General features: G+C 38.9%; 9 protein-coding genes. 3 read left to right on the forward strand and 6 right to left on the reverse strand.

Annotation, left to right across the window (positions count from 1 at the left end; all coding sequences use genetic code 11):
* Positions 1 to 168 precede the first annotated feature (168 nt).
* From prfA to M2132_RS08550, 3 genes are all read left to right on the forward strand, one after another.
* The gene (prfA, locus tag M2132_RS08540; protein ID WP_280672941.1) at positions 169 to 1,248 is read left to right on the forward strand and encodes a peptide chain release factor 1; all 1,080 of its coding nucleotides are present in this window, start codon (positions 169 to 171) and stop codon (positions 1,246 to 1,248) included.
* A gap of 19 nt (positions 1,249 to 1,267) precedes the next feature.
* On the forward strand, positions 1,268 to 2,089 hold the full coding sequence (pyrF, locus tag M2132_RS08545; protein WP_280672942.1) for an orotidine-5'-phosphate decarboxylase: 822 nt from the start codon (positions 1,268 to 1,270) through the stop codon (positions 2,087 to 2,089).
* A 182-nt stretch (positions 2,090 to 2,271) separates the two neighbouring features.
* Positions 2,272 to 4,188, forward strand: coding sequence for an Omp28-related outer membrane protein (locus tag M2132_RS08550; protein WP_280672943.1), 1,917 nt, complete (start codon positions 2,272 to 2,274; stop codon positions 4,186 to 4,188).
* Between the two features lie 296 nt (positions 4,189 to 4,484).
* Here the strand turns inward: M2132_RS08550 and M2132_RS08555 are convergent, their stop codons facing one another.
* The 6 genes from M2132_RS08555 to M2132_RS08580 all read right to left on the reverse strand — a co-directional run bounded on the left by M2132_RS08555 (position 4,485) and on the right by M2132_RS08580 (position 13,218).
* Positions 4,485 to 6,716, reverse strand: coding sequence for a bifunctional (p)ppGpp synthetase/guanosine-3',5'-bis(diphosphate) 3'-pyrophosphohydrolase (locus M2132_RS08555; RefSeq protein ID WP_280672944.1), 2,232 nt, complete (start codon positions 6,714 to 6,716; stop codon positions 4,485 to 4,487).
* Positions 6,717 to 6,906: 190 nt separating this feature from the next.
* Positions 6,907 to 8,076 carry an OmpA family protein gene (locus tag M2132_RS08560; protein WP_280672945.1) on the reverse strand — a complete coding sequence of 390 codons (1,170 nt, stop codon included), beginning with the start codon at positions 8,074 to 8,076 and terminating at the stop codon, positions 6,907 to 6,909.
* A gap of 27 nt (positions 8,077 to 8,103) precedes the next feature.
* Positions 8,104 to 9,201: a GDP-L-fucose synthase gene (locus M2132_RS08565; RefSeq protein ID WP_280672949.1), complete on the reverse strand. Its 1,098-nt coding sequence runs from the start codon at positions 9,199 to 9,201 to the stop codon at positions 8,104 to 8,106.
* Between the two features lie 11 nt (positions 9,202 to 9,212).
* A complete protein-coding gene (gene gmd, locus M2132_RS08570) occupies positions 9,213 to 10,364 on the reverse strand; it encodes a GDP-mannose 4,6-dehydratase (RefSeq protein ID WP_280672946.1) in 1,152 nt (383 codons plus the stop codon).
* A 426-nt stretch (positions 10,365 to 10,790) separates the two neighbouring features.
* Positions 10,791 to 12,173, reverse strand: coding sequence for a tyrosine phenol-lyase (locus tag M2132_RS08575; protein WP_280672947.1), 1,383 nt, complete (start codon positions 12,171 to 12,173; stop codon positions 10,791 to 10,793).
* 178 nt (positions 12,174 to 12,351) lie between these two features.
* On the reverse strand, positions 12,352 to 13,218 hold the full coding sequence (locus tag M2132_RS08580) for an acyltransferase (RefSeq protein ID WP_280672948.1): 867 nt from the start codon (positions 13,216 to 13,218) through the stop codon (positions 12,352 to 12,354).
* Between the last annotated feature and the right edge of the window lie 51 nt (positions 13,219 to 13,269).

Genomic DNA, 13,269 nt, shown 5'->3' on the forward strand with positions numbered 1-13,269 from the left:
GTTTGGTTTACTCGGTTCGATATTTTAATAAACAAGATTTGATGTACTATTGTTTCGTTTGGGCTTTGTAATTTAAAAATCCGAGTCGATTCAAATAATTCATTCTTCCCGCAATTTCTGTTATATTTGTATTCCAAAAATTATAAACAGATTACAACCTTCGGATAAATGTCTCAACTATTAGAAAAACTGAACACTTTGGTTGTTCGCTTTCAGGAAATCAGTACACTCATAACAGACCCTTCGGTCATTGCAGACATGAAGCGTTATGTAAAACTTAATAAAGAATACAGGGATCTCGAAAAAATTGTTGCTGCCCGTAATGAATACGAGCAAGTGCTTACGAGTATAGATGAAGCCAAAAAAATATTGGATTCGGAAAATGATGCCGAACTCAGGGAAATAGCAAAAGAAGAACTCGACACTTGCACCCAGCGTTTACCCATTCTGGAAGAAGAAATAAAACTACTGCTCATCCCCTCCGACCCCGAAGACGCAAAAGACGCCATCGTGGAAATAAGAGGTGGAACAGGGGGAGACGAAGCCGCAATCTTTGCCGGCGACCTTTATCGCATGTACACAAAGTATTGCGAAAACAAAGGATGGAGAACCGAAATAACAAGCCTTACCGAGGGAACTTCGGGTGGATTTAAAGAGATTGTCTTTACCGTTACCGGCGAAGGCGTTTATGGCACTATGAAATACGAATCGGGGGTGCATCGTGTGCAACGTGTCCCTGCCACCGAAACGCAAGGGCGTGTACATACATCGGCTGCAACAGTTGCCGTATTGCCCGAAGCCGAAGAGGTAGACATAGAAATCAATCCCGCCGATTTGGAGTGGCAAACAGCCCGTTCGAGCGGTGCTGGCGGGCAGAATGTAAATAAGGTGGAAACCAAGGTGCAGCTAACACACAAACCGACAGGCATAATGATACAATGCCAGCAAGCCCGTTCGCAGCTTGCTAACCGCGAAACGGCTTTACAAATGCTCAGAACCCGCCTGTACGACATTGAACTAAACAAATACCAGTCCGAAATAGCATCAAAACGCAAAACGATGGTATCGACCGGCGACCGTTCGGCTAAAATCCGCACATACAACTATCCGCAAGGGCGTGTTACCGACCACCGTATCAACCTGACTCTCTACAACCTTTCGGCAATAATGGACGGCGACATACAGTCGATAATAGACCAGCTTATTATAGCCGAAAACGCAGAGCGAATGAAAGAAAGTGAATTATAAGAATCAAAAATAAAGAATAATGACAAAGCAAGAACTTTTTGAAAACATAAAGAAAAAACAGTCTTTTCTTTGTGTTGGCTTAGATACTGATATAAAAAAAATACCCGAACACCTGCTTCAGGAAGAAGATCCTATCTATGCTTTTAACAAAGCAATAATAGATGCAACAGCTCCCTATTGTGTGGCCTACAAGCCAAACACGGCTTTTTACGAAAGCATTGGTATAAAAGGTATTTATGCACTCGAAAAAACAATAGAATATATCCGGACAAAATATCCCGACCAGTTCATCATTCTCGATGCCAAACGTGGGGATATAGGCAACACCTCCGACATGTACGCCGCATCGGCATTCAATCATCTAAAAGCAAACGCCGTTACGGTAGCCCCTTACATGGGCGAAGATAGTGTGACGCCTTTCCTCGCATATGAAGGCAAATGGGTCATCCTGTTGGCATTGACATCAAACAAAGGGTCTTCCGACTTTCAGTTGATAGAAGACAGAAACGGAGAGTGTTTGTTCGAAACCGTTCTGAAAAAATCGCAAAAATGGGGTACGGACCAACAAATGATGTATGTAGTAGGTGCAACACAAGGCTCAATGTTTGCCCAGATACGCAAACATGTTCCTGATCACTTCCTGCTTGTTCCCGGTGTGGGCGCACAGGGCGGAAGCCTTGCCGAAGTGGTGAAATATGGAATGAATAGCCAATGCGGGCTTTTGGTTAACTCCTCACGCAGCATTATTTATGCCGACAAAACCGCAAAATTTGCCCATGCCGCAAAAGAAGAAGCACGGAAACTACAAGAAGAAATGGCTAAACACTTACAGAGTTTATAAAACCAAAAGAATCATGTTCTTAAGCATAAAATATCAGAAATCTATATTATGAGTTTTTAGCTTTTAAAATTCTTTCAACTATATAGAAATAAATTACTTTTGCGATAGATATATTAAATTACTATGTCAAACACTTAAAAATTTTCTAATTGTTTCATTCAAACTAAAGTAAAAAGATTAAAATGAAAAGAAGTTTACTGTTTTTACTCCTCACTCAATTTTTGATAGGAGGGGTTTGTGCTCAAGGCCTCATACGGTCGGCATCAACAACAAAACCTGAAATCTACCCATCGGCTGTGGCCAGTAGCACGCAGGCAAAAACATTAGGGTATGCTGATCCAACAACAAAAGGGTTTACCGGAGTTGGTTTGGCTTTCGATTCTGATTTTATATTAGCAATGGTTATTCCAGCCGATCAAATAAGCGATTTTGTTGGTGGCAAATTAACCAAAGTATTCATTGGTGTTGATAACGAGGTAACTAACACCCAACTTTACATTGCCAAAACAAAAGGCGGAACACCGTTATACACACAAGACATTACTCTTAAGAGTGGCGGGTGGAATGAAATTGTTTTGGATGAACCTTTTACAATTGAAGATGACAACCTTGCCATTTGCTACAAAGGGACTGCCGTGGCACGTACACAGTTTGGTGTTGTTTCCGGGAGCGAAGGCACAAATAACTGTTGGATAGCTTATAGAAACGCGGGGTCTACCAGCATGTATAGTTGGGCAAATCTTTCAAGCCACAATAGTAATACTGCTATTTTAGGTTCTGTTGAAAGAGACGATTACACAACTTGTAATGTTGACTTCACTTCTATGAGTGTTCCTTCACTTCAAAAAACCAATACGGGATTTTCTATTAAAGGAACAGTATATAATACAGCTGCGACAACCATCAATAGCTTTGATGTGGTTTATAAAGTAGGTGATAACGACCCTATCACTGTTCCTGTTGAAAACATCAATGTATACAACCGTTTTGCCAAAGACTTCGTGATAGATAATGTAACTGTTGCCGAAGAAAGCACACTGCCTATCGAAGTTACTATCTCGAACATAAATGGAGGTGTGAAAGAAGATGATATCACTGATAACACATTAGCGAACGAAATCCGCTTTGGCGATTTTTATAACAAGCGTGTTCTTTTAGAGCATTTCACAACGTCGCCATGTCCAAACTGTTATCCTGCTCACCTGAAATGGGAAAGTGTATTGGAAACACGTCCAAATGTCATCATGGTTGCTCATCATTCTGGTTATCAAAGTGATGAAATGACTATCGATGCGCATAATAGCTACTTGTGGTTTTATAACTCTCCTGCGGTTTATGCTCCGGCTTCGATGTTAGACAGAACCAACCTTTCTTCTTTAGGTGCCATAAACAGCAGTAATAAACCAGCCGAAGGTCCGGTATTTGCTGTTCGTACTCTGGAACAATTAGCTCTATTTACAGACTCGCTTAGTGATAACTATGCTTTTGCGTCTGTAAACATTGACAAAAATTATAATCCGGCAAACAGAAAGCTTAATGTAACTGTATCTGGCGAATCTCGGTTCGTATCGGAAATAAACAAAGACCTTAACCTAACTGTCTACTTAGTAGAAGACAGCATAAAAGGAACACAAAGTGGAGTTTCTGGAGCTTATTACCACAACCACGTTGTAAGAGCCGTTTTGAGTGGCGTTTGGGGTGATGCTGTTTCTTTCGATGGAGATACTTATAGCGCAACATATAGCTTCAATATTCCTGCAAATATGGATGTTAATCAGATGTCGATTGCCGCCTTCTTATCTGCCTACGATTCTGAGCCTAACGGTTGTAAAGTTTATAATGCAGAATCTGTTTATATCGAAGAAAAAATGAGTATTTCAGATCCTCAAGTTGACGAAAAAACAGCTTATGTTCATGCAGAAGGCTCATCAATCGTTATTGACGGTGAATTCACATCAGCTCAGATTTACGATGCTATGGGAAGACTTATTAAGAGCATAAACAATACAACAAATTCTGTTTCCGCAAACAGTGGCCTATACATCGTTAAGGTAACAAACGGTAACAAACAATTTACCGAAAAAGTTATTGTTCGATAAACAATCAAATCTACATTTTATACAGAAAGAGGCTGTCCTAAAAGTGGATAGCCTCTCTTGTTTTCAACAACACCTTTATTTTTTTACTCATTTATTTCCAGTCAATTATTTTCATAAAATTGCGCATATTTATCCATCAAAGGTGCAACAAGCCCAATAGCGTCAACATCCAGATTATCAGCAAATCGGGAGGTCGTCATAAAGTTTTAAAGAGTATCGGTTCAGAAAGAGCGAAGAGGAGTTTTCCGCTTTGAAAATTCAAAGCGTGTTCGGTATTGAAACAACCAAAATACAACTTAACCGTTGAGCCTTGAAATTTGCTTAACGCCTTTTACGGTTTTCAGTTTTTTGATGAGTCCATCCAAAACTTGCGTGTTGCTAAGTGTAACAGACAGGTTTCCCTGAAAAATACCATCGTCCGAATCTATATTGATAGAGCGCAAAACGACTCCATCCTCTTTCGATATGATTGACGTCAGATTGGTTATTATACCAATATCGTCATGCCCAATCACCCGCAAGGTAACCGTATATGCCGCTCCAAACTTGCCCGACCAGCGAGCCGCCAAAACCCGGTAAGCAAACCGTGTGAACATATCGCGAGCATTAGGGCAGTTTTTGCGGTGTATCTTTATTCCATGCGATGAAATGAACCCAAATATTTCGTCCCCGTAAATAGGGTTGCAACATTTAGCCAGTTGATATTCGATCCCCGTCAGATTCTTATCTATTATCAGTTCGTCGCTGCCATAGTGATGCCCTTCCAGCGATTCTTCGCTATGTACAATATATTCCTCGGCGCTGACAGGTCCGTGCTTTTCTCTTAACTCCGAATCTTTGTTTTCTAACTCAAGATACCGATCTATAACATGGTTAACGTCCAACGATTTTTCAGCTATTTTCACGTAAAAATCGGTAACATTCTTAAAGCCCAGTTTTTTTATGAGCCGCATCAAGGTTGCATCGTCTTCTTCTATTTTCCGGTTTTTAAACCTGCGTCTGAGCAGCTCCTTTGCATCGTCAACCTGTTTGCTCGATTCTTCCTTCAAGCTCTGCCGTATTTTATTCCGTGCCTTTGTTGTGGTCACAAAGTTTAACCAATCTTGTTTCGGGGTCTGGTTTACGGAGGTAATTATCTCTACCTGATCTCCACTTTTTAGTTTATAACGAATAGGCACATTCCGTCCGTTTACCTTGCCCGATACACAAGAACATCCTAACTTTGAGTGTATCGAGAAAGCAAAATCCAGAACAGTAGCCCCTTGCGGTAGCTTGTGCAAGTCACCTTTAGGGGTAAACACATATACTTCGTCGTCATAAATATCAAGCTTGAAGTCCTCCATCTTTTCCTGAAGGTCAAGGCTTCGGTTTTCAAGTGTTTCGCGCAGGTTAGTCAACCAATCGTCGACATTCGATTGACTTTTCACCCCTTTGTACTTCCAATGGGCAGCAAGTCCCCGTTCGGCAATCTCATCCATCCGGCGAGTTCTGATTTGTACTTCAACCCAACGCGACTCTGGTCCCATAACCGTTGTATGCAAAGATTCATAGCCATTACTTTTAGGTATGGAGAGCCAGTCTTTCAACCTTTTCGGATTAGGCACATATAAATCTGTGACGATGGAATAAGTTTGCCAGCATTCCGATTTTTCTTTTTCCAAATCCGAATCCAAGACTATGCGAATGGCAAAAAGGTCGTAAATAGATTCAAAGTCTATCTGCTGTTTTTTTAGCTTATTATTTATCGAATAAATAGATTTTGTCCGCCCTTTTATATCGTACTGCAAACCTGTAGACTTCAGTTTTTCGTTTATTGGAGCTATAAATCGGGCTATATATTTATCGCGCGAGGCTTTACTTTCATTAATTTTATGTGAGATAAAATCGTATGCTTCCCTATCGGTATATTTCAAGTAGAGGTCTTCCATCTCCGACTTCACCTTATACAAACCCAATTTATGAGACAGGGGAATATATAGGGAAAACACTTCGATGGTAAGCCTGAAGCGTGCTTTTTCGTCCATATACCTGGCATACCTCATCAGATACAATCTATTTGCAATCATAATGAGTATAACCCTCATATCTTCGGCAAACGAAAGCAGCAATTTCAAAAAATTGTCAGAGCCAAGCGTTGACTGGTTGGTATCCAGTTCACTCACCTTTATTAAACCTTGTACAATATTGCCTACATCCTTTCCAAAAAGTTTTTCTACTTCGTATAGCGATACAACTTTTTGCTGAACAGGGCGATACAACAGAGCCGCCAATATAGATGTATGCTTCAACCCCAATTCCTGCACAATTACGAAAACTGTATTTATTGTTGCCAGTATGAGGTCTGTTCCATAAATGCTTGACCGGTCTTTCGGAGCAGAGCTTCTCAAAGTCCGGAATAGTATATTCTTCAAATCACGAATTTCAGCCTCCTGCAGATTGTTGTTTAATATCTCATGAAGATGTTTATAAACGGATACAGGAATTTTAGGATAAACTTCCCCTTTATCTGCTTTTTGCTTTCTTTCCATTATATTAATCTGACTAATAAATTAAACTCGAATCTCACCATAAAATTAAAACATTATAACCAGATTACACTACCAACAAAAGCTAAAATATACGAACAGAATATATTTACCAAGAACGTGGTGATAAACAAAAAAGGTCACGGAGTCTTGACCCCGTGACCTTTTATTATTGTTTAAGAAACCTTCTTGATTAGTCAGCAAAGAAAATTGCTACACGGTTCCATTCGTTAACTTTGTAAGGTTGTTCAGCAGAACCTTTCCACTCAACAGATACGCGATCGTTGCTGATTCCGTATTTGTCAACAAGAGTTTTAGCTACTGTTTTAGCACGTTTTTCAGAAAGTTTGTCATTGAACTTAGCTGTACCTGTTTTCTTGTCAGCATAACCTACAACTTTAACTTTAGAACTTGGGTTAGCTTTCAAATATTCAGCAGTATTGAATATGCTAACTTCTTGATTTTTGTCAATAGCTGCGCTACCAATACGGAAGAATACTACATTAGGAACATAAGTGCTGCTAGTTTCAACTGGAGCAGGAGTTTTAACTTGAGGACATGGTTTTTGCTCTGGGCAAGATTTTGGACGTTTGCTCAATTCTGCATTTTCAGCTCTTAGACGGTTGATTTCAGCGTTCAAACCATCAATTTGAGCTTGGTCTGCAAGAACTGCTTCAGTGAAGTCTTTTCCACCCAATTTAAGAGTAAGACCTGCTGTTGCACGACCGATTGGTCTCCATCCATGAGGTTGATCTTTAATCACTTCGTTTGCGTGATTTGTATCGAATTTTTTCTCAACTAAGTCACCACCTAACTCAACAAAAGCCGAAACTCTGTCAGAGAGTCTGAATGTGTTAAGCAAACCGAAGTGGAATGTAACAGGGTATGAAGAAATAGAAGCATCATAACCACCGTTTCTTACCTGTGTTACCCCAACACCACCATTAAGAATGAAGTTGTAGAAACGTTTGCTGTTGTAATTACAAAGATAATTTGTAACATTAAACATTACGTCTACGTGAGCACCAATTTCTTTCATTGAGTGCATAACCTGAGCATCACCTCCACTGAATGTATGGATAGAACCCGATTGAAGTGTCAAACGTCCACCCCAATAAGGATTGAACCATTTACCAACAAATAAAGTTGGAGTCACTGTCAGTCTGTTAAGGATATCCGCATGCTGATCGCCAGGACCAACATAGATAGAAGCACTCGCACCAGCACCTAAGAACCAGTTATCCCAAAAACCATTCTTAACGAATGTAGTTTTTCTTCCAGCTTCAGCACTTATACCACTTTCTTGAGCAGAAGCAGTTAGCGTAGCTAAACATAAAATTAAAAGTAAACCTACTTTTTTCATAATCAATTCAAATTATAGTTAAACAATTTAATAGTTTTTATTTAAATACCAATTATATAATTTCTCTATTCCACTTTCAAGACCGACACTATATTTCCACCCTAATGAATTGAGTTTCGATACATCGGTAAGTTTTCGCATTGTTCCATCCGGTTTTGAAGAATCAAAACTAATTTCACCCGAAAACCCTATTATTCTTTTTATAAGAAACGCCGCATCATAAATAGATATTTCTTTACCTGTTCCAATATTTATGTGAGTATTTCTTATTTCTTTACTGTTTATAACATTTACTAAATCTAAAAAGTTCACAGTCTCCATCACAAACACCGTTGCATCAGCCATATCTTCGCTCCAGAGAAACTCTCTCATAGGCTTTCCTGTGCCCCATAGTTTTAGTTCAATTCTGCCGTCTTTATTTACGTCTATACCGTACTTATTAAAAACAGACAATATTACAGATTGTTCACATTCACCATTAACGTTTTCGATAGGGCGAATGTTCAAATCTTCGCGTATACTATCCCAATCGTTGTTTTCAAGACACTTGCTCAAATGTATTTTCCTTATCATTGCCGGCAATACATGCGATGTCTCTAAGTTAAAGTTATCATTTGGCCCATACAAATTTGTGGGCATCACCGATACAAAATTTGTCCCGTATTGGATGTTATAGCTTTCGCACATTTTTATTCCGGCTATTTTAGCTATGGCATACGGTTCGTTTGTGTACTCCAAAGGCGATGTGAGCAAAGTGTCTTCAGCCATTGGCTGAGGTGCTTCTTTAGGGTATATACATGTACTACCCAAAAACACAAGTTTTTTCACTCCATTGAGGTACGACTGATGAATCACATTATTCTGAATCATCGTATTTTCGTATATAAAGTCGGCTCTGTATGTATTATTGGCAACAATTCCTCCAACCTTAGCCGCTGCTAAGATAACATATTCCGGTTTTTCTTCTTTAAAGAAATCAGCAACTGCTCTTTGGTCAGTAAGATCTAATTCTGAATGACTCCTCAATACAAAATTAGAATATCCTTTATCCTGCAAATTCTTTAATATTGCAGAACCAACTAAACCTCTATGCCCGGCAATATATATTTTCGAACTCTTGTCAATCATTATTCTATTTACTCAAAATAGTTGTTGATCCGGTAGCCTCCGTTTTTAAGAAAATCTTCTTTTTTCATTAATGCAACATCATGTACCATCATATCGTTGCACAATGCTTCAAGGTTGTATGTTGGCTCCCAACCTAATTTTGTCCGAGCCTTTGTATTATCTCCTATAAGAAGGTCAACCTCGGTAGGTCTAAAATATGCCGGATCTACTTTTACAACAGCTTGCCCTATTCTGGCTTTAAAACCATCTAAATATTCGGCACCAACGGTTTCTGTAAACTTCGCATCGTTAACCGAATCAATATATCCTTCTTCGTCAGCGCCTTCGCCTTTAAAAGAAACTGTAACACCAACTTCAAGGAACGACATCTTTATAAAATCCCGTATAGTGGTTGTTACTCCCGTCGATATCACATAATCATCGGGCGTATCCTGCTGCAGGATAAGATACATTGCCTTTATATAATCTTTGGCATGTCCCCAATCGCGTTTGCTCGACAGGTTTCCCATATAAACGTCCTGTTGCAAGCCCAAAACTATTCTGGATACAGCCCTTGTTACTTTTCTTGTTACAAAAGTTTCGCCTCGCAATGGCGACTCATGGTTAAACAAAATACCATTACTTGCATGTATTCCATAAGCCTCCCTGTAATTCACCGTAATCCAATAAGCATACATCTTTGCTACGGCATACGGACTACGTGGATAGAACGGTGTTGTTTCTTTTTGCGGTATTTCCTGCACCAATCCATACAATTCGGATGTAGAAGCCTGATAGATACGAGTTTTATCAACCATTTTCAACAAACGAACAGCTTCAAGGATGCGTAATGTCCCGATACCATCTGCATTTGCTGTATATTCAGGAGTATCAAAACTCACTTTCACATGGCTCATTGCCGCCAGATTATAAATTTCGTCTGGCCGTACATCCCCAATTATCCGGGTAAGATTCATACTATCGGTCATATCTCCATAATGGAGAATCAGATTCCGGTGCTCTATATGCGGATCTTGATACAAATGGTCAATACGATCCGTGTTAAAAAGTGACGATCTTCTTTTTATTCCGTGAACAGTATATCCTTTTTTTATCAAGAACTCAGCCAAATAAGCTCCGTCCTGACCTGTAATACCTGTTATAAGTGCAATTTTACCCATTTTGTGTTCGAACAATATAAGTTCGTTTTATTTAAAATTTATTCAATGAAACATGCAATATCCGTTATCGGACACACACTTTTCAAAACGCAAATGTATAAATAAAACCGAAAGAGACAAAAATAAGTCGTAAAAAAAGACATCATCAATATTACATCCCGTTAAACCTTTTTTTGTGAAAATTTGTACTTAATTAAAAATCAATGATTAAACACAATACTCTCCCACTATCTTTCTTTCACTTTATTTTTATATATATAAGCTGCTGTTTCAATAAAAGAGCCTATAACCCCAACAAACTATGCTTCTTGAAAGAATAAAAGAACTGGCTTTATTTATGATATGAAAACGAAAAACCTCTCCGCCTGGTGACGGAGAGGTTATCTATTTTAAAACATTTTGTTTAAACTAAAGCTTCTCGCAAAATTACAGCTCTTCAAATCTGGCTTGGAAGAAACGCAAGAATTTAGGCTCATAAACCATTTTCAAACCTCTTGCATTATGTCTGTTTTTATACATTTCGGCAAGGTTATAAGCTACCAAATCGAAGTGCGATTGCGTATAAACACGACGAGGAATAGTAAGGCGTACAAGCTCCAATTCTGGGTAATAATGGTCGCCTGTCTCTTTGTTACGTCCTGCCGATACGATACCTCTTTCCATCGCCCGCAAGCCACACTCAACATAGATATCGCCCGCAAGTTTTTGCGCAGTGAATTGGTCTTGTGGTATATGAGGATAGAATTTTTTAGCATCAATAAAGATACCATGCCCACCGATAGGAGTCACGATAGGAACTCCGGCTTCGAGCAAGAGATTTCCAAAGTATTCAACTTGTTTTATACGAGCCGCAATGGTTTCGTCTTGTATAGCTTCTTCAAGACCGCGAGCCATAGCTTCCATATCGCGTCCGGCAAGACCTCCGTAAGTAGGCATACCTTCGTAAACTACTGTCAAACTACGAAGTTCGTCAAACAAATCTTCGTCATTACACATCACCAAACCTCCGATGTTCACGATAAGGTCTTTCTTGGCACTGACTGTTGCAGCATCGCTATACGAACAGAATTCACGGTTAATTTCGGCTACCGATTTGTTTTCATAGCCTTTTTCACGTTGTTGGATGAAATAAGCATTTTCGATGTTACGTGTAGCATCCAAAACAACTTTAATACCATGTTTGTGCGCCAAAGTTGACAATTCTTTCATGTTAGCCATACTAACCGGCTGTCCACCTGCCATATTAACAGGGGCACCTACGGTAATATAAGCAATATTCTCAGCACCTTTTTCTTTAATTAGTTTCTCGAATTTGGCCACATCAATATTTCCTTTGAAAGGATGATCCGATTGGCTCTTGTGTGCTTCGTCAATAATAACGTCAACGAATGTACCTCCGGCAATTTCCTGGTGTTGGCGTGTTGTAGTAAAATACATATTTCCGGCAACATATTGTCCGGGTTTTATTGTACATTTACTCAATAAGTTTTCGGCTCCACGACCTTGGTGGGTAGGCAAAACAAATTTGTATCCATAATATTTTTTACAAACTTCGTCCAATTTATAGTAACTTCTACTTCCGGCATAAGCTTCGTCACCAATCATCATTCCTGCCCATTGATTATCGCTCATCGCGTTTGTACCACTATCGGTAAGCAGGTCGATATACACATCGTCCGAATGCAACAGAAAAGTATTCCATCCTGCTTCTTTAATTTTTTGCAAACGATATTCGCGAGTAGTTACTTTCAATGGTTCAACCATTTTGATACGGTAAGGCTCAGCCCAAGGTTTTTTAGTGAAATCCATACTTAGTTTATTTTTTTATTAAAAGTTAATACTGAATTTTCACAAATTTGCAAAAAAAAAAGTGATTAGGAATTAACAAAAACATGTTGTATAGCAAATTGTAAAACAAAAACGCATTTAACATAGCTCACAGCTTATATTTTTGCATTATTCTTTTACAAAAAACTGTTTTATTGTTTTATTTCTTTTCAAATAAACGTCCCTTCCCCAGCATAAAAGGCAAATACCGGTTTATGCCCCATATCGGTATAAGCATTAAGAACAGGATAGCTATAACAATACCAAACTTCAACCAATAGCTATCAGCCCAATACTCTTTTCCTATAAAATGAACAATCAAAAGCTGGAATATACGAATAAGGTATGTATGGCAAGCCAGCACCACTATGGCGTTCGTTGTTATATATTCTACAATCTTCACACGTCCAAATACAGACGAAAGAGCCTTCAGCAAGACAAATAAAGGTACAATAACCGAAAAGCAGGCCAAAGTCTTAATCGCTATTTTCAGATAGGAGTCGTCAACCTCAATATACGTCCAAACCAAAAAGAGGTATAAAATAAAGAAGCCTAAAGCAAGGATATAACGTTTTCTGCCTTCTAAAAAACGGAGTAAATAATCCCTATAAAGAAACGCTACACCATAAAAAGGAATATATGAGCAAACCAAGTTGAACATGAATGGAGTACCCGATAAATCTATAATATAAGGTACAAAAGGGAAAACCAACAACAATAAAGTTAAGCCAGATTTATTTTTCACCCATTTATTTAAAGCATAAAACAGGCATTGCATCAAAAACAAACAAGGAACAAACCACAAAGGCCAACAAACATGGTATGGACGTCCATACAAATATTCCAGTATCGGCTCATAAAACGGTATGTTAACATCAAGACCATCCCCTATTTTTCGTCCGGCAACTAACCAAAAAGCATAAAACACCAAGAAAAAACAAACATAAGGAATCAGCAGCTGTTTGCTACGATGTCTGAAAAACGGGTCAGCGGATTTTCCCGGTTGATAAACCTTGTCACATATCACGAATATAGCATCGCCAGTCTGTACATAAAGAACTTAATATCTCCCACGCCT

Source organism: Dysgonomonas sp. PH5-45, from assembly GCF_029893235.1.
Lineage (GTDB): Bacteria > Bacteroidota > Bacteroidia > Bacteroidales > Dysgonomonadaceae > UBA1309.